Source organism: Acidobacteriota bacterium (assembly GCA_035529075.1).
Taxonomy (GTDB): domain Bacteria; phylum Zixibacteria; class MSB-5A5; order GN15; family FEB-12; genus DATKXK01.
Window position 1 is genome coordinate 443128 of the sequence record DATKXK010000010.1, and the last position, 21918, is coordinate 465045.

At 58.9% G+C, this 21918-nt stretch carries 18 protein-coding genes and 1 tRNA gene; 17 read left to right on the forward strand and 2 right to left on the reverse strand.

The genetic code is table 11. The features are described from left to right. The first annotated feature begins 6 nt into the window (after positions 1–6). From VMY05_05155 to coaE, 7 genes are all read left to right on the forward strand, one after another. A complete protein-coding gene (locus VMY05_05155) occupies positions 7–621 on the forward strand; it encodes an outer membrane lipoprotein carrier protein LolA (GenBank protein HUV30465.1) in 615 nt (204 codons plus the stop codon). Between the two features lies 1 nt (position 622). Beyond that, positions 623–1945 carry a 30S ribosomal protein S12 methylthiotransferase RimO gene (gene rimO / locus VMY05_05160; protein HUV30466.1) on the forward strand — a complete coding sequence of 441 codons (1323 nt, stop codon included), beginning with the start codon at positions 623–625 and terminating at the stop codon, positions 1943–1945. A 3-nt stretch (positions 1946–1948) separates the two neighbouring features. Further along, positions 1949–2593 carry a lytic transglycosylase domain-containing protein gene (locus VMY05_05165; GenBank protein HUV30467.1) on the forward strand — a complete coding sequence of 215 codons (645 nt, stop codon included), beginning with the start codon at positions 1949–1951 and terminating at the stop codon, positions 2591–2593. Then, entirely contained in the window at positions 2593–3537 is a 945-nt protein-coding gene (gene bamD, locus VMY05_05170) for an outer membrane protein assembly factor BamD (protein HUV30468.1), read from the forward strand. Before VMY05_05165 ends, bamD begins: the two co-directional genes overlap by 1 nt. Then, the gene (gene nadD, locus VMY05_05175) at positions 3491–4123 is read left to right on the forward strand and encodes a nicotinate-nucleotide adenylyltransferase (GenBank protein ID HUV30469.1); all 633 of its coding nucleotides are present in this window, start codon (positions 3491–3493) and stop codon (positions 4121–4123) included. The genes bamD and nadD overlap by 47 nt, the downstream gene beginning before the upstream one ends. Beyond that, positions 4120–6837 carry a DNA polymerase I gene (gene polA / locus VMY05_05180; protein ID HUV30470.1) on the forward strand — a complete coding sequence of 906 codons (2718 nt, stop codon included), beginning with the start codon at positions 4120–4122 and terminating at the stop codon, positions 6835–6837. The genes nadD and polA overlap by 4 nt, the downstream gene beginning before the upstream one ends. Before the next feature lie 146 nt (positions 6838–6983). Further along, positions 6984–7577 carry a dephospho-CoA kinase gene (gene coaE, locus VMY05_05185; protein HUV30471.1) on the forward strand — a complete coding sequence of 198 codons (594 nt, stop codon included), beginning with the start codon at positions 6984–6986 and terminating at the stop codon, positions 7575–7577. Between the two features lie 130 nt (positions 7578–7707). Here the strand turns inward: coaE and VMY05_05190 are convergent, their stop codons facing one another. Continuing rightward, the gene (locus VMY05_05190; protein ID HUV30472.1) at positions 7708–8706 is read right to left on the reverse strand and encodes an ornithine cyclodeaminase family protein; all 999 of its coding nucleotides are present in this window, start codon (positions 8704–8706) and stop codon (positions 7708–7710) included. 206 nt (positions 8707–8912) lie between these two features. On the opposite strand from VMY05_05190, the gene VMY05_05195 reads away from it, so the two are divergent. The 6 genes from VMY05_05195 (at position 8913) to VMY05_05220 (ending at position 15495) form a co-directional block, all read left to right on the forward strand. Next, a complete protein-coding gene (locus VMY05_05195) occupies positions 8913–9707 on the forward strand; it encodes an NlpC/P60 family protein (GenBank protein ID HUV30473.1) in 795 nt (264 codons plus the stop codon). Next, positions 9704–10735 carry an enolase C-terminal domain-like protein gene (locus VMY05_05200; protein ID HUV30474.1) on the forward strand — a complete coding sequence of 344 codons (1032 nt, stop codon included), beginning with the start codon at positions 9704–9706 and terminating at the stop codon, positions 10733–10735. The genes VMY05_05195 and VMY05_05200 overlap by 4 nt, the downstream gene beginning before the upstream one ends. Then, a complete protein-coding gene (locus VMY05_05205; protein ID HUV30475.1) occupies positions 10728–12671 on the forward strand; it encodes an N-acetylmuramoyl-L-alanine amidase in 1944 nt (647 codons plus the stop codon). The genes VMY05_05200 and VMY05_05205 overlap by 8 nt, the downstream gene beginning before the upstream one ends. After that, positions 12658–12918, forward strand: coding sequence for a hypothetical protein (locus tag VMY05_05210; protein ID HUV30476.1), 261 nt, complete (start codon positions 12658–12660; stop codon positions 12916–12918). Before VMY05_05205 ends, VMY05_05210 begins: the two co-directional genes overlap by 14 nt. 137 nt (positions 12919–13055) lie before the next feature. Next, positions 13056–14375: a hypothetical protein gene (locus VMY05_05215; protein HUV30477.1), complete on the forward strand. Its 1320-nt coding sequence runs from the start codon at positions 13056–13058 to the stop codon at positions 14373–14375. 130 nt (positions 14376–14505) lie between these two features. Beyond that, positions 14506–15495 (forward strand): radical SAM protein, encoded by a 990-nt coding sequence (locus VMY05_05220; GenBank protein HUV30478.1) that lies wholly within the window; start codon positions 14506–14508, stop codon positions 15493–15495. 57 nt (positions 15496–15552) lie between these two features. Here the strand turns inward: VMY05_05220 and VMY05_05225 are convergent. Further along, positions 15553–15624: transfer RNA gene (locus VMY05_05225), tRNA-Arg, on the reverse strand. A gap of 227 nt (positions 15625–15851) precedes the next feature. Between VMY05_05225 and VMY05_05230 the strand changes: the two genes are divergently transcribed. From VMY05_05230 to infB, 4 genes are all read left to right on the forward strand, one after another. After that, complete coding sequence (locus VMY05_05230) at positions 15852–17570, forward strand: proline--tRNA ligase (protein ID HUV30479.1); 1719 nt, start codon at positions 15852–15854, stop codon at positions 17568–17570. Positions 17571–17680: 110 nt separating this feature from the next. Next, on the forward strand, positions 17681–18124 hold the full coding sequence (locus VMY05_05235; GenBank protein HUV30480.1) for a hypothetical protein: 444 nt from the start codon (positions 17681–17683) through the stop codon (positions 18122–18124). Between the two features lie 14 nt (positions 18125–18138). Then, positions 18139–19578, forward strand: coding sequence for a transcription termination factor NusA (gene nusA / locus VMY05_05240; protein HUV30481.1), 1440 nt, complete (start codon positions 18139–18141; stop codon positions 19576–19578). A 61-nt stretch (positions 19579–19639) separates the two neighbouring features. Continuing rightward, on the forward strand, positions 19640–21883 hold the full coding sequence (gene infB / locus VMY05_05245) for a translation initiation factor IF-2 (GenBank protein HUV30482.1): 2244 nt from the start codon (positions 19640–19642) through the stop codon (positions 21881–21883). Positions 21884–21918: the final 35 nt, after the last annotated feature.

The following is a 21918-nucleotide window of genomic DNA, read 5'->3' on the forward strand; positions in this document are numbered from 1 at the left end:
GAGAATATGAAAAACCACCTATCCCTGCTGGCGGGACTGCTGTTTGTTCTGTGGATCAGCCCCGTCCGCCCAGCCGACCGGTTCGACGCCATCAAGGCCCGGCTGGCCGAGGCCGGATGCGTCACCCTGGAGTTCCTGAGCATCCTGGAATCGGAAATCTTCGATGAGACCGACACCATCGCCGGGGAAGCCGTCGTTTCGGCCGACGGTCGGTACGTTGTCGACCTGGGTGGCGACCGGTACCTGTATGACCTGACTTCCCTGTACAGCTACTCCGCGGAGAACAATCAGGTGACAATCGAGAGCGTGCGCGGTGGAGGAGCTTCCGGCCGGGAAATATCATTCATCACCCGCCTTGACCAATACTACGAGACCCGCGTGATTTCCTCCGGCCGCGCCTACCGGCTGATCAGGCTGTCGCCGGACATGCAGAACATTCCCGATTCGCTGGTGCTGACGATACGGCCGGACAGCTCGGTTCTGGATGAAATCCAGTACTTCGACGTGAACGAGGAGTTAAACCGCATAGTCTTCCTGCGCCTGGAGACGGGAACCTCGTGTCCCGATTCGCTCTTCAAACCGGCCTACCCGGATTCGGTGGAGAAAGTCCGGTTAGACTGAGATGAAAGTGTACGTCCACAAGCTGGGTTGTCCGAAGAACGACGTCGACGCCGAATACCTCGCTGCCTTTCTGGCCGGGGCCGGGCATGACCTGGTAACGGTCCCGGAGGAAGCCGAATCGATAATCGTCAACACCTGCGGGTTCATTGTCCCGGCGAAAGAGGAGTCAATCGACGAGATTCTTCGTCTCGGGCAGTTGAAACAGACGGGCAGGCTGCGGACGCTCTACGTGAGCGGCTGTCTCAGCCAGCGCTACGGGGATGAGCTTTTACGCGGCATGCCGGAACTCGATGGGGCCTTCGGCCTGGGTGAACTTGACGCTATTGCCGAGGCCGTAACTTCGTCCGCCCGCCGCGACAAAACCGTACGAACGGAACCCCGCCGGCTGGGCTATCTGGACTGGGAGCAACGGCTGCTGTCCGACCGGTATCCGTACGCCTACTTGAAGATATCCGACGGTTGCGACCGTCGCTGCTCCTATTGCGCCATACCGGGTATCCGGGGGAGCTACCGTTCGCGGCCTTTGAAATCCATTTTGCGCGAGGCGGAATTCCTGGCGCGCAGCGGCCGGAAGGAGCTGATTCTGGTCTCGCAGGAAGCGACTCTCTGGGGCAAAGGCCTGTCCGGCCGCCCCGACATAATCACGCTGTTGCGGGAACTGGAGAGAATTGACGGGATCGCGTGGATTCGTTTGCTTTACCTGCACCCGACAATGGTGGATGACGCCCTGCTGGACTACCTGGCCGCCGACAACAAGACGCTGAACTACCTGGATTTGCCCCTGCAACACTGCAGCAGCCGCATTCTGGCCGCGATGCGAAGAAAGATCGACGGCGCGGGCACGGCGCGGCTGTTGGCGTCGATCCGGCGGCGATCGCCCGGCGCCACGATCCGCACCACTTTCATCGTCGGTTTCCCCGGTGAGACCGGCGAGGATTTCGAAGAGTTGAAGGAGTTTGTCCGCCGGCACAGGTTTGACCGCATGGGTGCCTTCGCATACTCCCCGGAGGAGGGCACGGCCGCAGTTAAGATGTCCGGACAGGTTCCCGAAATAGTTAAAGAGGAACGCGTTGACGAGCTGATGAGCCTCCAGTACGACATTGCCGTAGCCAGGAATAACTCCTTGATCGGCCAGACGGTTAAGGTTATCATTGATAGAATTGCTGGCGACGGGCGCGCGTACGGACGCACTCCGGCAGACTGCCCCGAGGTGGATCAGGAGGTGATCATCCACGGGGAAGGCTTGCAGACCGGCCAGATCTGCCGCGTCAGGATCGACGCCGTCGATGAGTATGACCTTGTCGGTATGAAGCTCACGGGTTAACCCATGATACAGTTTGAAAAACTCGGTATATTCCTGTCCAGACCGATTGCCTTTCTGCTCGTGGTCATTTACCTGTTGCAGTCGGGGCTTCTCGTCTACCTGATCAGCGATAAGTTCGACCTGGAGAAGCAGATTTCGTTTCAGCAGAAGCGAATCAACGAGCTGGAGGACAAGCTCCAGATATTCAAGGCCATCGACGACTTCCAGATCGGCTTTTCCGACGAGGAGGTGCAGAGACTCACGGACGTCATCTATGCCGAAAGCAAGAAGTATGAGTACGACCCCATGTTCATCATGGCGGTGATTCTGACGGAATCATCGTTTCGTCGCGGTCAGCGATCGCAAGTGGGTGCCCGCGGCCTGATGCAGGTGGTGCCGTTTGTGGGAGAAGACGTGGCCGACCGGGCCGGGATTGAATGGCAGGGTTCCCAGACCCTCTTCGAACCGGAGTCGAACATCAAGCTGGGCACTCTGCACCTGTTTGAGCAGATCCTCAAATTCGGCGACGTGAAGAAGGCCATCATGGCATACAACGTGGGCGAGACGCGCCTGAGACACCTCATGCGCTTTAACGAGCCGCTGCCCAAGCGCTATCTTGACAAAGTCCTTGAAAACTACGAGATGCTGAAGGAGATCTACCGAGTTTGATGAAGCGCGTTGCGATCTGCCTCCTGTCCGTCGTCGTTGCCGGTGTCGGCCTGATGCCGCTGGGATGTTCCCCGGCGTTGCAGCTCGGCTCACTGCAACCCGACGGGCTGTTCACGTTGGGGAAAGAGAGGTACGAGAACGGCAAGTACGTCAAAGCCGTCGAGGCTTTCCAGACGCTGGTGTATAATTTCCCGGGCGAGCCGGTGATTGACACCGCCCAGTACTACCTCGCTTTGTCCTATTTCGCCAGCGAGGATTACATCCTGGCTGAGCGAGAATTCAACCGCCTGCTCCTGAACTATCCGTCATCCGTGTACGTCGTTCATGCGCAGTTCATGAGGGCGGTCTGCTTTTTCGAGGGGACTCCGGGCCACTATGGGCTGGACCAGAGCGACCTTACAGAGGCCATCGGGCAGTTCGAGGATTTCATCATCGACCATCCGGAATCTGAACTGATGCCGGATGCCCGGGCGTACCTGCTTCAGGCCAAGACACGGCTGGCCAAGAAGTACTACGAGAGCGGCATGGTATACGTGCACATCGGCAGGCCCTCACCGGCTGCAACCTATTTTCAGAAAGTCATCGATGATTTCACGGACACGGAGTTCGCCGCCAGGTCAAGTTTCCAAATGGCCGAGCTGGAGTTCAAACGAATGGACTACGAGGAGGCGCGCCGGCTGTTCGACAACTTTCTGATTGTCTTTTCCGACCATGAGTGGTCGGACAAAGCCAGAAAGGGCACCGAGGAGGCCGCTTTCAAGCAGGCGGAGAGGGCGTACAAAAGTGGTGAACCGGCCCTGGCACGCAAGCTCTTTGAAGCGTTCAAGCGAGACTTCCCGGAAAGCAAGCGAACCGGCAAGACCGACAAATATCTGAAGAAAATAGGGGAGATGCCAGTTGAAGGATCATCGGTCGAACAAGCCAGCTCCGGGGATGACCGGTAACTGGGGAATACTCGGGGGAGCGTTCGACCCGGTTCATCGCGGACATCTGACCCTCGCTTCCGACATTCGGGCGGCCAAGACGCTCACCGGCGTGCTCTTTGTGCCCTCGTATGAACCTCCTCACAAGATGAATCGGTGTGAAGCCTCGTGGGATGATCGACTGGCCATGATCCGCCTGGCCATCGAGGGCCGTGACTCATTCAAGGTCAGCACGGTTGAAGCCGAGATGAGTCAGCCCGGGTATTCCCTGAACACCGTGCGGGCTTTAAAATGTCTTTACCCGGACGTCACGTGGTACTTCATCATCGGCGAAGATCTGCTGTCTGAATTCGCTGCCTGGCACCGGCCGGAGGAAATCCTAAGGGAAGTTCGAATCCTGGCCGGTTCGCGGCCCGCCGCGCCCGCCCCGGGGTCGGCGCAGCCGTACCGGTCGGACCGTATCGAGGTCGTGACCACGGGGCTGTTCGACGTCTCCTCGACTGAAATCCGCAGGCGAATCAAGGAAGGCACAGCACCCGCCGAATTACGCGAGCTTGTCGGCGACGCCGTCGGAGAGTATATTTTGAGCCGGAAACTCTACCGATGACGGCTCAAAAGAAACGCGTTTTTCTGGTCGACGGTTCGGCGCTGTTCTACCGCGCCTACTTCGCCTTCATACGCAACCCGTTGATCAACTCAAAGGGGGAGAACACCTCGGCCACGTTCGGCTTCGTCAACTCGCTGCTCAAGATCATCAGGGAAGAGGAGCCCGACTACTTGGCGGTGGTTTTCGATACCAAGCACCCGACCTTCCGGCACAAGCGATACCCTGAGTACAAATCGACCCGGGCCAAAATGCCTGAGGATCTGGTGGAACAGTTGCCGCGCATTCATGAGGCGGTGCAGGCGCTGAACATCCCGGAATTCGAAGTGGCCGGTTACGAGGCCGACGACATCATCGGTACCATGGCGGCGGATTGCGAAAAGAAGGGGCTTGAGGTCTGGTGCGTGACCGGCGACAAGGACTTCTTTCAACTCGTCACTGACAACGTACGGATTTACAACCCGCGAAAGGTTGCCGAAAGTCCGGAGAAACTCGGGCGTGAAGAGGTCAAAGCCAGGTTCGGCGTGTATCCGGAGAAGGTCATCGACAAACTCGCGCTCATGGGTGACAGCTCGGACAATGTCCCCGGCGTGCCCGGCATCGGCCCGAAAACCGCTGACAGGCTGCTTGAAGAATTCGGGTCGCTCGCGAACGTGCTGGAACAACACGAGCGGATCAAGGCCAAAGGCGTGCGGGAGAAAGTCGCCGCTCACGTCGAGCAGGCAAGACTGTCCGAGGAACTGGTAACGATCGACTGTGCGGTGCCGCTTCAGTTCCAGCCCGAGTCGATTGCGCGACGTCCCGTCGACTACGAAGCCACCAAGCGGTTGTTCCTGGAGCTCGAATTCTTCGCCCTCCTGAAAGAGCTCATGCCCGGTGAAGTCGCGAAAGAAGTTCCGGAGGGTGCCGCACCCTCCCGGCCTGATTACCGCCGGGTTTCATCACTGGACGAACTACGGGGGCTGGTCGAGGAGTTTTCGAAGTCCCGGGAGATCGCCGTCGACACCGAGACGACCTCGCGCAATGCCCTCGATGCCGAGCTGGTCGGGATATCAATCGCCCGGCGGGCCGATTACGCGTACTATATACCGTTGGGTCACAGCAGCGATCCCGAGAAGAACCTTCCGTTCGACGACGCTCTCAAGATCATGAAAACGCTTCTCGAGGACCCGGCGGTTCAGAAGATCGGGCAGAATATCAAGTACGATCTGCACGTGTTTCGCAGGTACGGCATTGAGATCAAGCCGGTTTCCTTTGACACCATGGTGGCTTCCTACGTTCTCGATCCATCAAGCCGCCATTCTCTGGATTTTCTGGCGCTGCGACATTTCGACCACAAGATGCAGCCGATTTCGGACCTGATCGGCTCCGGCAAAAGTCAGAAGACTTTCGATACGGTCCCGGTCGACAAAGCGACCAGCTACGCCGCCGAGGACGCGGACTATACGTTCCGGCTGCGGGGCGTGTTCGCTCCCCTGATTGACGGCAAGGAGTTGCAGAAGCTCTACTATACGGTGGAGCTTCCGCTGATCAAGGTGCTGGCATCGATGGAGGAAGCCGGCATCCGGGTCGATGTAGCCTTCCTTTCAACCCTGTCGCGGGATATGGACGGTCGGCTGGAGAAGCTCTGCAAGGAGATTTACATGGTCGCCGGGATGGAGTTTAATATCAACTCCACGCAGCAACTGTCTCACGTTCTTTTTGAGAAGCTGCGCCTGCCCCCGATGGGAAAGACGGCCAAAAAAACCGGCTATTCCACGGATGTGAGGGTGCTCGAGCAACTGGCGCAGACGCACGAGTTCCCCCGGTTGATCCTTGATTACCGCCAGTTGGCGAAGCTGAAGAGCACGTATATCGATGCCATCCCCCGGCTTATACGGCCGGCCACCGGGCGCGTGCACACTTCGTTCAATCAGACCATCACCACGACCGGGCGTCTGTCGTCTACCGATCCCAATCTGCAGAACATCCCCATCCGCACGGACGAGGGGAGACGGATCCGTAAGGCATTTGTGCCCGGCGATCGCGACCACGTGCTGCTGACGGCTGATTACTCGCAGGTCGAACTGCGCGTCCTTGCCCACTATTCCGGCGATACGGGATTGATCGGTGCGTTCAGGCAAGCTGAGGATATTCACACCCGGACGGCCGCCGAAGTTTACGGCGTGAGCCTTGCAAAGGTCACTGCCGATATGCGGCGGGTGGCAAAGACGGCCAACTTTGCCGTTATCTACGGCGTCTCGGCGTTCGGTCTCTCCCAGCAGACGGGCATGACGGTCGAAGAGTCACGCCGGTTCATAGACACGTACTTTCAGCGCTACCCGGGAATCAAGACCTACATCGAGGAAATCAAGCAGTCCGCGCGCGAAAGCGGGTACGTTACGACGCTGTATAACCGCCGCCGGTACCTTCCGGAGATCCGCGACAAGAAGGCCGCCGTGAGACAGTTCGCCGAGCGTACGGCCATCAATACCCCGATACAGGGGACCGCCGCCGACATCATCAAGGTGGCGATGATCAGGATCTTCAAGGAGATGAAGGGCATGCGCTCCCGCATGGTGCTCCAGGTACACGACGAACTGGTTTTTGACGTCTACAAAGATGAATTGACCGACCTGCGGGAAATTGTCCGAACCGGAATGGAAAAGGCCGTCAGCCTCAAAGTTCCGCTCGTGGCCGACATGGGAGTCGGTGACAACTGGCTCGAGGCAAAGTAAGGGAAAAGCACCGGACTGTGAGTACAGTACGGTGATACTGTTGACCCTCCCGTTTGCGGTTCCGGCGGTGTGAGCGGCTGGTCAGCCTGTCGAATCCGCGCCGAAGTCCTTCTTGAACGTTTGCCCCCGGCTCCTTATCTTACGTCATGCTCATAGGGATAACCGGGCAGATCGGGGCGGGGAAATCGACCGCCGCGAGGATCCTTGCCGCTCATGGGGCGCACGTTATAGATGCCGACCGAATAGGCCGGGAGGTGGTCGACGACTCCGCGCCGTTGCGAAGGAGGCTGGCGCGGCGGTTCGGGGCGAGTATTCTTGATTCCGGCGGCAGGGTGAAGCGCCGGGCGCTGGCGCGGCTGGCCTTTGCGTCCGAGACGTCCCACACCGCCCTGAACAGCCTGGTGCATCCGTATCTTCTGAAGGAACTGCGCCGCCGGGCAAAAGCAGCGGTCAGGGTGCACGCCCTGGTCGTGATCGACGCCGCGCTGCTGCTGGACTGGGAGATGGACCGGGAACTGGACTGTATCCTCGTGATCCACGCCTCTCAGAGCCTGCGGCTTGCCCGGATGACGGGGCGGGGGATGTCCCGGGCAGATGCGCTGGCGCGCCAGAGAGCGCAACTTCCGTATCGCGAGTTCCGGAAGCGGGCCGACCGTCTGATACTGAACAACGGAACCATCCACCAGCTCGAGACCAGATTAGTCGCGTTCCTTCGGCGTAACAGGCCCGCGGTCGGCTGATTGGAGATTCTCCCCGGGTACGACGGCTTAGCGGCGTAGACGAGCATGAAAAATGCCGCCGGGAGTCGCCCGGCGGCATTTCAGGTTTCCTCAGCACAAGGTGCGGTTGCCCCAGCGGGAGCATCCGGTATCAGTCAAAAATCCGCACGGCTTGCAGCTTGCTCTTGTCGGAGCCGGCCATTACCAGCTTGTAGACGTGCCAGGCTGTCATAAGATCCTGTACGGCCAAACCCGTGGAGTCAAAGATGGTGATGTCGTTGTCCGAGGTGCGGACCTTCAAACCCTTGGCCACGACCTCACCGAGCTCCGCGGCTATGTCCTTCTGCGTGAACTGATCGTGCGATACGGGCACGTTTATCTCACCGGAGTGCGATGCCTGGACCCAGTCGTCGATAACGACCCGGGCGTGCGGCAGGATAGCCGGATCGAGCTCCTGCTTGCCCTTGGCATCCGCACCGATGGCGTTGATATGGGCACCCGGGGACACGTCGGCCTTCATAACGATTGGCTTGCGGGTGGAAGTAGTGCAGTTGATTATATCCGCTCCGGCGCAGGCCTCGTTGATGGAGCCTGCCACGCCGGCGTTGAGCGTGAAATCGTCGACGCAGTGTTTGGCGAACGCCTCAGCCCTTTCTTTGTCGATGTCAAAGACCGCGACCTCCTTGATGGCCGGCCGGGCGATGAGCATGGCGGACAGCTGGGTGCGCGCCTGCACGCCGGCCCCGATAAAAGCCGCCTTTTTGCAATTCGCCTTGGCGAGGTACTTGGAAGCGATGCCACCGGCCGCGCCGGTCCGCATATTGGTGATATGGGTGCCATCCATGACGGCCAGCGGGAAACCGGTTTTGGGGTCCACCAGGAGGATGGTGGCCATGACCGTCGGCAGGTTGGCGTTGGAATTGTCCGGATGAACGTTTACCGCCTTGATGCCGGCCGCGCCGATATCGCGCACGTACGCCGGCATGCACCGCAGATCGCCGAAGTAATCTTCGAAGTACAAGTATGATTTCGGCGGCATCTGGACCTTTCCCTCGCCGTACAGGCGAAAGGCCGTCTCGGTTACCTCGAAGCAGTCCTTCATGGTAAGGGCTTTTTCGACGTCGGATTTCTTGATCAAATATGTATCCACTTCCGAACCTCCTTGCGTTGAGCGGCTTGTGAAATCATTCTCAAGAGGATAACGGATGCGCCGCCTGATGTCAAATCCAATCTGAAGCCGGGTCGGGCGGCCGGCTGTCGCGTCCGTCCGCCGGGTGAAATGGGAAGAAGTCCGGTGGCGGCCGGACGGCTTTTTTTTGATTGATCGCCCTGCGTTGTCAGTATAAGCTAACCGGCATGAGGTATGCCTGGGTTACGACCAATCTTCTTGACCTGCGGGCGCAGCCGAGATTCAACGCGGAGCGGGTCAGCCAGGTGCTGTTCGGCGAGATCGTTACCCTGGGAGCCAGGAAGAACGGCTACTGCCGGATACTCATCGGCGGCGGCTACCGTGGCTGGGCGGACGGCCGCTTTCTCAGCGCCCTGTCCGACACCCGGCGGGCCGGCTATGTCCGGCGAATCAACCGGATACTGGCCGTCAAAACTGCTCGCATATTCGACTCTGTCGGGAAAAACATCGCACCCCATTTTCTTTTCTACGGTACCCGTCTCTCGGTTCGTTCGCGCCGCGGCCGTCAGGCTCGGGTGGTCCTGCCCGACGGCACGGCCCGGTTTCTCAAGGCGGGAAGCCTGTGTCCGATAAATGAAGCGGGGACACGATCGGTCACGGGAGCGATGCTGGTCAGCGAAGCCAGGAAATTCCTGGGCGTGCCGTACCTCTGGGGTGGAATAAGTCCGGCTGGTTTTGACTGTTCGGGATTCGTTCAAACCGTCTGTGCCCGCTTCGGCCTGACTCTGCCGAGGGATACGCGCGAACAGGTCACGGTCGGCAGCCGCCGGCCGCGCAAGGAAACCAGGAGCGGCGATCTGCTGTTCTTTAAACGACACGTGGGCTTTGCCATCGGCAGGCATCGAGTAATCCACGCCTCGGCCGGAGGCACAGGTGTCAGAATCAATTCCCTGCGGGCCGGGGACCGGGACTACCGTGAGGATCTTGACCGCGACTTCGACCAGACAAGGAGGATTGTGTGATCAACGTTGACACCATCACGGTAGTGCTGCCGCTGAAGAAGAAATTCGTAGTCTCCAAGGGTGAGGCGGAGGTAAAGACCAACGTTATCACGATCCTCAATAACCGTTACATCGGTGAGGCCTCGGGTTCCGTCTACTCCGGTCCGCCGCTCGAGGTGATCGAAGCCGACGTCAAAGCGGGTGTCAAACGGTTGCAGCGAAAGCGGACAATCAACCTGCGGACGCTCTATGAGATCGGCCAGTACGACATCCACGCGGTCGCACGCTCGGCGCTTACGGGCATGGTCCTGAATTACCTTTCCGGGGAGAGCCAGCGCTATCCCTGGGAGGTTCTTTCACTGAGCACGCCCATGGGCATCAGGAACTCTATGACCGTCAGCCTGGGCACGCCGGACGAAGTGGCGGCCGCCGTCAGGGAAAGCCAGTATCCCATCCTGAAGGTCAAGATGGGTGGTGAGACCGACCTGGGACTTGTCAAGGCCATCGCCGACGTCACGGACAAGGAGATCCGGGTGGACGCCAACGGCGGCTGGTCGTGCGAGCAGGCCGAGGAGATCATTTTCTACCTGGCCAAACAGGGGATTACGGTGATCGAACAGCCCACCGACATTGAACATATCGGCGAGTGGCCCCGCCTGAAAGGGAAGTGCGAAGACGTGGAGCTTATTCTGGACGAAGGTCTGGCAACGATGAAGGATTACCGGCGGTATGCCGAGTTCATCGACGGGGTCAACGTCAAGATGGAGAAAAGCGGAGGCATCCTGGAGGGGATCAGAATCGCGAGGGCTGCCCGCGCCGACAAGAAAAAAGTCATGCTCGGTTGTATGGTCGGGACATCGATCGGCATCGCGCAGTCGGTGTACATGTCGTCGCTTGCCGACTACTTTGACCTGGACGGCCCCCAACTGCTCCAGGACGACATTGCCCTCGGCATAAACTATGATCGCGAGTCGATCCGGGTAGACCGCGAAATCATCGGTGGGCCGAAGCTCAAACGGGACATCGTCGAGAAGTTGTCGAATGAATAGAACGAATGCGCGCGCGACGCTGCTATGGGCCGTCGCCTCGGTGCTCCTGGCCGTCTCCACCGTCCGGTCCGACACACCTGACCTGGTCGTTGTGTATCCCAAGCCCGGTCAGATCGTCACGGCCGTGGACTCCACCTTCATCTTCGGCCACGTTACCGGACAGATTGACGTTCGGAAGCATCGTCTGACGATTAACGGCGCCGACGTTCCGATTCATCGTGACGGCGGTTTTCTCGCGTTCCTGCCGGTCACACCCGGCGACTTTGTCTTTGCGCTGGAACTGTTCCGGCGCGAGGGTGGCGGTTCCGGGAGGGCCGAGACTGCCATGCCGGTGGCTGCGGCCTCGGTTCCGGTCAGTATCCCACGTCCGTTAAAGACGCTCCCGGGCGGCGTCCTGCAAATTACCGGGGACTATCGCGCCCCGCGCGGTGACCTTGTCCTGACGGCAGGCACCAGGCTGGTCGTTATGTTCCGCGGCAGCCCCGACATGCGTGCCTGGTTCTCAATCCCGGGTGTCGTGGACTCGGTCCCGGCCGCCGAAATGGAACCGCTGGAGCAGCCGTACTGGGGAGAAGCCGTCTTCGGGGCCGGTGCCGTGCCCGAATCGGTGATGATCGGCGGCGTCTACAGCGGCTTTTATGACGTACTCTCGACCGTCTCGGCGGGCAGTGTTCCCGTCATCTACCATCTTGCGCCTCCCGACCCGGCGCGAATCGTGGCAAAAGTCGTCGCCGCGCCCGCCGACCCTCGTGTCCCACAGTGGCTGGCGCAGCTTTATCCTCAGGGACCGGTATCGCAGGAAAGCGCCTATCGCGTGTCGCTCAATCCGCCGGATTACCCGTGCGCGATTCGGTTCACCGATTCCGTCCAGATCATTCGCCATGCCCCCGGCAAGGGGTACTTCTCCATCTTTCAGCCGGAGGGTGTCGTGGCGATGGCCGTCGGAGCCGAAGCTGACTGGTACCGGGTCAAACTGTCGGCCACCCAGTACGGCTGGGTCAACCAGCGGTCGGCGGAACGACTGGCCGAGGGGATCCTTCCGTCGAGGTCCTACCTGGCGTCGGTTCGCACCTATAGCCACGACGATCACGTGCTTCTCGAGTTTCCGCTGGCCGGCCGGCACCCGTATCGCATCATAGAAGATGACAGGCGGACTATTCGCATCCAGTTGTTCGGGGTCACGACCAACACCGACTGGATACGTTATGACTTCTCCGACCGGCTGGTCGAGATTGCCACCTGGTCACAGCCGGAGCCGGGGTTGTACGAGTTCAGGGTTTCCCTGACCGGGGACATGTGGGGTTATGACGCCTACTACGCAGGCAACACGTTCTTTTTCAAGCTACGGCGGCCGCCGGCTGACCTGAAGCGGATTCGGGGTAAGCGAATCGTCATCGATCCCGGTCACTCGGCCGACCCGGGAGCTATCGGGCCGACCGGTCTGACCGAGGCCGAGGCCAATCTGAACATCGCGCTCGTTCTGGCGCATCAGTTGCGCAAGAAGGGAGCCGAGGTGATCCTCACGCGAGCCGACGACAGCGATCTTGCGCTGTACGACCGTCCGGCCATAGCGAAGTTGAATGATGCCGACCTGTTCATCTCCATACACAACAACGCCCTGCCCGACGGTGTCAACCCGTTTACGAACAACGGCGTGTCCTCGTACTACTATCACCCGCATTCGATAGAGCTGGCGCGGGCGATTCAGGAGGAGATGATAAAGGCCACCGGTCTGCCCGACTTCGGGTTGTACCACGGCAACCTGGCCGTAAACCGACCCACGCAGTACCCGGCCGTGTTGATCGAATGCGCGTTCATGATGATTCCGGAACAGGAGGCACTGCTAAAGACGGAGAAGTTTCACCGGAAAGTGTCCGGGGCGATCATTAAAGGAATCGAAAAGTTCTTGAAGGGGTACGACGATGGTAGAAAATAACCAGGGCAGTACAGATCTGAAACGCAAGCGCCGCCGCGTGTGGTTGATCTACCTGTCGGCTATTGTGGCTGCGGCGATTCTGCTGGCCGACGCTTTTGCCTACCCGCCGATGCAGAAGATCACCGCCAGGATTGGTCTGGCGTTGCTGTTTTCCGCCATAGCCCTGGTTGCCGGCAACGGCCGTGCACCGGGCTATATCGCGGCCATTATCCTCTGGGGGGCGGTGATTCTGACTTTCTTCATTTGAAGCAGGCAAGGGGGCGGAAAAGGTAGTGTTTCCGTCCGAAGCCGACATCGCCTCTCTGAAAAGGGCTTGCATCACAGATAAAGATTCTGTATAATTAATATGCTAGGAGCTAAAAGTCTTGGACGGAGGGAATACTGATGAAACGGTTAATCTCTGTCCTGGGGGTGTTGGGCTTTCTTCCTGCAACGGGCTTCTCTCAACTACACATCGTATTGGACAGTTTGTATCCGGAAGTCTGTGGCGGGGTGCTCGTTGGTGACCAGGTGACCCAGACAATTGCTATCGCCAACCCCGAGCAGACCGTGCAGGACCTATTATACCTTGGGTTTAAGTTCTACTGCCCTGAGGGAACAGTCGGTTTCGGCGGCCTGGAGTTCTACAACGACCTTGACGTCAACTGGTATGTGTGGTCGGAAACGGAACCGACGGCCGATGGTCACGGCTTTCAGGTTGCAATCGCGATCGAGGGGCAGCATCAGTTCCCCGCTGACACGATTCCTTACATCGGCGTGCGTTTCTCAGCGTATGCTGCGGGAGGCCCGCCTGTCTGTATCGATTCTGCCGTCCAATGGGGATCCGTTGGAGGCCTCACACCAACCTGGTCTGGGGAGAAGTGCTACGCCACTATAGACTGGCCGGTGTGGGAACCTATTGGAAACTGCCCACCGGAGACACTATTCACGGTCGGATGCTGCGACCCCATAGAGTATCTATTCTATGCGGGCGACCCTGACGATCCATCACCTTCACCCTCTCAGTTCCAACTCGTTTATGGACCTGGACAAATAGAAAACTACTTTCTTAGCCAGGCACTATATACGTTCACGCCGGGGCCGGCAGATGCGGGTATGACATACTCTGTCGGTGTGCGTTCGGTTGTGGATCTATGCGGGGACGGTTCATACTGGTACCAACAAGATGGCTGTGATTTTTTTGTCACGGTAGCCGAAGAAGATGATCCGGTGGCGTTTGTGCATGGTCAGCAGCAGCGGTACTCGGCTACGACCGGTGATACGCTAAAAGTGAAGCTGGCCATTGAGGATGACGGGCCATGCGCGGACCACCGGTTTTCGTACATCGTGTGGCCGGAAGACCCGGAACCACCGGGCTTTATAGACAGTCTCACCGGGATATTCTATTACTACGGTGCCAGTGCCGACACGAACCTGTACTGGGTATCAATAGTGGTCAGCGAATGCGGCGGGCATGCCGACACCATGGGCTTCTATATCTACCACAGCGAAAGCTACATCTGTGGCGACTGCGACCACAACGGCATTGTTGACATCGGCGACCTGACTCTGCTTATCGGGTATCTCTTCCTTGACGACGCCCCGCCGACCCCCGCTGAGGCAGGTAACGTGGACTGCGTGGAGGGGGTCGATATCGGGGATCTTACCCGGGTGATTGACTATCTCTTCATATCCCACGCGCCGCTCTGCAACGGGTGTGAGTGACCCCGACAGGTGCCCTGTCAGATCAGACGGGTCACGGGCCCACGGCTGACTCGCTGAGGCGAATCCCTATACGTCAGGCGATACACATTGAATCACCCACCCTGCCGCCCATTATGTATATTGGGCGCGGATGACCTCATTTCAGGACAGCTCAGAGGAGTACCGGCAGTTCAACCGGGAGCTTGAAGAGTTCCTCTCGCCGTTGCGCGAGCTTTCAGACTGCACCGGCTGCCCGCGCCACTGCCACGCGGATCGAACTCGCGACCGGCTCGGGTACTGCGGTACCGGTGCCGGGTTGGCGGTCGGCGCTATCTGTACGCATCGCGGCGAAGAGCCGGTCATATCGGGCAAGCACGGTATCTGCAACGTGTTCTTCACCGGCTGCAACATGCGCTGCACATTCTGCCAGAACTACCAGGTGAGCCGGCCTCCGGTCGCGCGTGACGGCGGAATGGACCTGTATGACGTTACAAGCCGCATAGAATCGATTCTGGCCGGGGGCGCAACCGCAGTCGGTTTCGTGTCGCCTTCGCACGTTATCCCGCAGGTGAGAATCATCGCGGGTGCTCTGAAGGCACGAGGGCTGAGGCCCACCTTTGTGTTTAACTCGAACGCGTACGACAGGGTACAGACAATCGCGTCGCTGGGAGACGTCATATCAGTCTGGCTGCCCGACCTGAAGTACATGGATGACGAACTGGCTGTCAGCCTGTCCGATGCCCCGGATTATCCTGAGGTCGCTACCGCCGCGATCAGGGAAATGTACCAGCAGACCGGGCCGGAGATCGAGCTCGATGATGACGGCATTATCCGGTCGGGGTTGATAATCAGGCACCTGGTTGTTCCCGGTCAGGTAGAGAACTCGCGTGCGGTGCTGCGCTGGATAGCCGGCGAACTCTCACCGTCGGTTCACGTCTCGCTCATGTCCCAGTACTGCCCCACGCCTGAGGTGGCCGATGATGCGGTGCTTGGCCGCACCCTGCACGCGGAGGAGTACGAGGCGGTCATGGAAGAATTCGACCGGCTCGGGTTCTACCGGGGCTGGCGCCAGGATCCGGACAGTTCCGCCGGGTACCTTCCGGATTTCAACCGCCCGCATCCCTTCGAAGATCAGGCGTGATACTCGGTATGATACCTCGTGTCGGCCGCCAGGCTGTCAGGGGAGACGCATCAACAATACCCCCGTCAGGAATCGAACCTGAATTTCCGGCTCCGGAGGCCGACGCGTTATCCGTTACACCACGGGGGCAGTAGCAGACGTCTGTGTTTGATTCGACAGGCATACATATCAAAATCGCGATTGGTTGGCAACAGTTATTTGCCGATGCCGTTGCACGGGTTCCAACCGCCTGTCACTTCAACTTTTAGATTGCGCGGGCCGGGCAAATGGTTTTGTTTAGCTTTCACCGTTTCGGCGGAGTGTGGCCGGAGATGGATAAGATGCAACTAATGGTTTACTGGACAAGGACTTGAACGATGCGCTGGAGCCAAACCTATATCCCGACCCTTCGACAGAAACAGACGGAAGCTGAGCTCGTTTCGCACCAGTTGCTGCTGCGCGGCGGATACATCCGCAGGCTGGCGGCGGGCGTGTACCTGTACCTGCCCCTGATGCAGCGGGTGATAGAGAAGTTTTCGCGCATCGTGCGCGAGGAAATGAACAAGGCCGGGGCGCTGGAGATCACCATGTCGGTGCTGTGCCCGGCCGAAATATGGCAGAAATCCGGCCGCTACGCCGTGATGGGCAAGGAGCAGATGCGCCTGAAGGACCGCCATGAACATGACATGGTCCTGTGCGGCACGCACGAGGAGACCGTGACCAAGCTGGTCGCTGGAGAGGTCAAGAGCTACCGGCAACTGCCGCTTAACCTGTACCAGATCCAGGTGAAGTTTCGGGACGAGATTCGCCCGAGGTTCGGGCTTATGCGCGGCCGCGAATTCATCATGAAGGACGCCTACACGTTCGACGCCGACGAGGAGTCGTTCGGGAGATCGTACCAGGCGATGGTGGATGCGTACTTCGCCATATTCAGGCGGGCCGGGCTGGAAACGACCAAGGTTGAGTCCGACACCGGGGCCATGGGCGGCAAGGCGGCCCACGAGTTTATGGTCCTGGTGGACACCGAGGCCGGAGAGGAAGTAATCGTCACGGCCGAGGACGGTACTTACGCGGCCAACGTCGAAAAGGCCGAGTTTCGCGATCCGGCTGAAATAGAAATCGATCCCGAGATGAAAGAAAAGAAGACGGTCGATACGCCCGGCGCGGCAACAATCGAAGAGGTCACCGCGTTCCTGAAGGTCGACGCCACCCGCCTGGTCAAGACTCTTTTGTATATGGCCGACGGCAAGCCGGTGGCGGCTCTCGTTCGCGGAGACCGTGATTTGAACGAGACAAAACTGAAGAACGCCGTTGGGGCCGCCGACCTGGAAATGGCCGGCCCCGACCAGATACTGACCGCCACCGGGGCGCCGGTCGGTTTTGCCGGGCCGGTCGGGCTGAAGGATGTGCCGATCATCGTCGATCCCCTGGTGGCCCGGTTGCGGAACTTCGTTGTCGGGGCCAACCAGAACGAGAAGCACCTGGTAAACGTCAACCTGGACCGGGATTTCAAGGCAAGCAAGATCGTCGACATCACGCTGGCGCGGGCCGGGGACATTTCTCCGGTCAGCGATGCGAAGCTCACCGCCAGCAGGGGCATCGAGGTAGGCAACACCTTCATGCTCGGCACGAAGTACTCCGAGGCACTCGGTGCCCGGTTCCTTGATGCCGACGGCAAGGAGCGCCCGTGCATAATGGGTTCATACGGCGTTGGGATCACCCGGACGCCCCAGGCGGCGGTGGAGAAGTATAACGATTCGAAAGGCATTATCTGGCCCAAGAGCATCGCACCGTACCTGGTCGAGGTCATTCCCCTGAACATGGAGCGTAAGGAACACATTGAGACGGCGGACAGGATATACGACCGGCTTACGGCGGCCGGGATTGAGGTCCTTTATGATGACCGTTCGGAGCGCGCCGGGGTGAAGTTCAACGATGCGGACCTGGTGGGGATGCCGATGCGGATCACGATTGGAGATAAGTCATTGAAGGAAGGCAAAGTAGAGTTAAAGGCCCGCTGCGAGCAGGCGCTTGAACTGGTTTCTGAGGAAGAGGTCGTTGCGGCTGTTGAGAAGATGGCGGAACGGCTCAGATAGCTCAGAATTGAGTTGCGCGATAAGTGCTTGGTTGTTATATTCTTAGGTTCGGCGAGTGGGCCGGGGCCCACTCTTTTCTATAATTGTTGTGTGAATGAGTTGTTGCGTGAATGGACAGACTGAAAAAGCAAATCGCCGACCTGGTAGGAGAACTCCTGGCGGCACAAGCATGCGAACTGGCCGACGTGGTGGTCTCACGGTACAAAAACAAGGCTACCGTGCGCGTGTTTGTATACGCCCGGGGGGGAGTCTCGCTTGACCGCTGCGCTCATCTCTCGAGCACGATTGGCGATATTATTGACGGAACCGATTTGTTCCAGGACGGTTATACTTTGGAGGTGTCGTCTCCGGGGCTTGATCGGCCTCTGACCACGGCTCGGGATTTCAGCTACCGGGTCGGAGAGACCATTCGAGTTGGATTTACTGATCCCTCCCGAAAGAACATAACAGCGCAGATCGTCGAGGCCTCGACTGACAGTGTTCTGATGCGCAATGAAGACGGCGAGTTCCGGGTCGGCCTGGACGAGATTGAAATGGCAAGAATCGTTTACTGACGGAGTTATACTCTATGGCGTATGACATGATAGAGGCGATGACGCTGATCGCCCGCGAGAAGAATATTGATTTCGACGCCGTGGTCGAGACTCTGGAGGCAAGCCTCCTTGCAGCGGCCAAGAAGAAATACGACTATACTGACAATATCTCGTTCAGGTTTGATCGGAAGAACAACGAACTGCTCATGATCGCCACCAAGAAGGTGGTTGACGCCGTGAACGATCCGAACGTGGAGATCGGTCTGGTCGAGGCCAAGGAAATAGATTCCTCCGCCGAGCTTGGTGATGACATCGAAATCTACATCGACTACGAGCTGGAATTCGGACGCAACGCCATTGCTTCGGCCAAGCAGATTCTTATCCAGAAGATTCGAGATGCCGAGCACGAGCGGATTTTCGGTGAATTCATCGACAAGGTGGGCACTATTAGCAGCGGCGTGGTTCAGCAGATCGAGAAGGGCAACGTCATTGTCAACCTGGGCCGCGCCGAGGGCGTGCTTCCGGTCAAGGAACAGATTCCCAGGGAGAAATTCCGCCAGGGGGATCGGATCCGCGCGTATATTCTCGACGTTCAGTCGATGCCGCGTGGTCCCCAGATCACCCTGTCCCGCGTCTGCAATGACTTCCTGTGTGCCCTGTTTGCCATTGAGGTGCCGGAGATCTACGAGAAGGTGATCGAGATCAAGGAGATCGCACGCGAGCCCGGTGAGCGGGCCAAGATCGCCGTGTACTCCTCGGATGATCGGGTGGACCCGGTCGGGGCGTGCGTCGGAATCAAAGGCGTGCGGGTACAGTCGATTGTGCGCGAGCTCAGCAACGAGCGGATTGACATCGTGCCGTACTCCTCCAATTCGGAGGTGTTTGTCACCCGGGCCCTGGCGCCGGCCAAAGTCGTGCATATCGACGGTTTCGAAATCGAAAGGAAAATGACGGTTGTCGTGGAAGATGAGAAGTTGTCGCTGGCCATCGGCCGAAACGGACAGAATGCCCGGCTGGCCTCCAAGCTGACCGGGTGGAAGATCAATATCCTGTCGGAGACCGAGTACAACGAGTCAAAGCGGCGGGAAGCGGAGATGCTGGTGCCGATCGGACAGCTCGAGGGCGTCGGCGTGAAGCTTCGGGACCGCCTCATCGAGGCCGACATCAGTTCCGTTCAGCGATTGGCGCAGACCTCACCCGGGACCTTGATGAAGATCGACGGCCTGGGGCCAAAGACGGCCGAAACGCTGCTGGAGCGGGCCAAGGCGCTGGTGCAACAACTCGAGAAAGAGTACGAGCAGCGCAAAGCTGAGAATCAGGTCCAGGAAGAGGGCAAGGGAGTCGAAGAGGAGAAGCTTCAGGAAAGCGACGTGTTCGAGGACGACAAGGACTACGTTACCGAGGAAGATGACGTCCCGGAGGCGGCGGCTCCGGACTTTGAAGGCATCGAAGGAGATAGCAAGGCATCGGAGTAGCAATCGCTGCTGATCCGGATGTGGAAATGCCGGGCATGGATCGTAAGGGAGGTGATTACTGATGGCAAGTAAGTCACGACGAATCTACGAAATCGCAAAGGACTTCAGAGTGTCTTCACAGGCTCTGGTGAAGATCCTCAGGGAACTGGGCTTCAGCCCGAAGTCGCACATGTCGGTGGCTACCCCCGAAATGATCTATGCGGTAAACAAGAAGTTCGCTGAAGAAAAACGTTCTGCTCGAAGGGACATGGAGCAGAAAAAGGTGGCCAAGGAAAAGAAGGAGGCCAAGGACAAAGGGGCCGTCAAAGAACCTGCCGTCGCGGGAGTGAGCGGTATCAGGGTTACGGGCGGCGGCTCCATGGTTACGGGCGTTGTTCGCCGGCTGGAGAGGAAGAAGAAGAAAAAAGAGCGGCGGCGCAAGAAGGAACGGCGCAGGGTGGATACTGCCGCCGTCTCGCGCAGCTTCAGAGCCACCATGGCCGTTCTCGACGGGAGCCGCCAGAAGAAAAGGCACCGTCGGACGGCCGCCGACAGCCAGGTCAGGGACGGCGAGGGCGGCAACATCATCAGAGTCAACGAGTATATGTCGGTGGCGGAGTTGGCCAATTTGATGGACACCAAGGCCGTCGAGGTCATCGCCAAGCTGCTCGAACTGGGTATGATGGCTACCATCAACCAGCGCCTCGATATTGACAGCATAGAAATGGTAGCCTCCGAATTTGGATTTGACGTCGAGATCGTCAAGGAAATAGGCGAATCGGCCAGGCAGCCGGAACACGACGAGTTTCTGGTCACCCGTGCTCCCGTGGTCACCGTCATGGGCCACGTTGACCATGGCAAGACCTCCCTGTTGGACTATATTCGCAAGACCAACGTCGTGGCCGGTGAGGCGGGCGCAATTACTCAGCATATCGGGGCCTACGAGGTTCGTCACGGGGACAGGCGCATTGTTTTCCTGGACACGCCCGGCCATGAGGCCTTTACGGCCATGCGGGCGCGAGGCTCCCAGATTACGGACATCGTCGTGATCGTCATAGCAGCCGATGAAGGGATTAAACCCCAGACAACAGAGGCAATTGATCACAGCCGGGCGGCAGGTGCGCCCATCATTGTTGCCATCAGCAAGATTGACAAGCCGGGGGCCAAAGTGGACGAAGTGAAGTCGCAACTGGCCAATCATAATCTGCTGGCGGAGGAGTGGGGTGGCAAGACGATAGCCGTCAATGTCTCGGCTAAGACGGGCGAAGGTATTGACAAGCTCCTCGACATGATCCTGTTACAGGCGGAGGTGCTGGACCTCAAGGCGGACCCGTCGATTCGCGGTCAGGGGGTCGTGGTTGATGCACGTCTGGAGCGCGGCCGCGGGCCTGTGGCCACCGTGCTCATCCAAAAAGGGAAGTGTAAGATTGGCGATCCCATTGTGGCCGGGATCTACAGCGGCCATATCCGCACCCTGACCGATGATCGGGATCTGAAGCTGGAGGACGTGGGTCCGGCGACACCGGCTCAGGTCACGGGGCTGTCCGGCGTGCCGCAGGCTGGTGACTCGTTTCTTATCGTCAGAAACGACCAGGAGGCCAAGGAGATCACGCTCAGGCGCGGCCAGGTAAAGCGCGAGCACGAATTCCGGCGGACCCATGGCCCGGTCTCTCTGGACCGGATTTACAACCAGATTCAAGAGGGACAGATCAAGGACGTGCGCCTGATAATCAAGGGCGATGTTGACGGTTCGGTCGGAGTTCTTGCCGATACGCTGGGCAAGATTGCGACGGAAGAAGTCAAGACGAACATCATCCACAGCAGCGTCGGTGCGATCACCGAATCGGACGTCGTTCTCGCCGCGGCCTCGGATGCTATCATAATCGGGTTCCACGTCTCCCCGGATCCTCGCGCGCGGGAGATGGCCCGGCGCGAAAACGTCGACATTCGACTGTACGATGTTATCTACGAGGCCGAGGATGACGTCAAGAAGGCACTGGAGGGACTGCTGTCTCCGGATATCACGGAGAAGTTCGTCGGGCTGGCCGAGGTCCGAGACACCTTCCGGATTCCCAGGGTAGGGATGATTGCCGGGACCTACGTGAAGGAGGGCCGGATCAGCCGCAAGGACAAAGTAAAGCTTACCCGCGACGGCAAGATCGTCTATACCGGCAGTATTTCCTCACTGAGGCGGTTCAAGGAGGACGTGCGCGAGGTCAGAGAAGGGTTCGAGTGCGGGATCGGCATCGAGAACTTCAACGACATCAAGGTGGGCGACATTATTGAGGCATTTGAAGAGGTGGAAGTTGCCCGGACGCTTGCTTAGGGTAGCCCGGCACGGGCCGGGGGAGCATAGCGGTG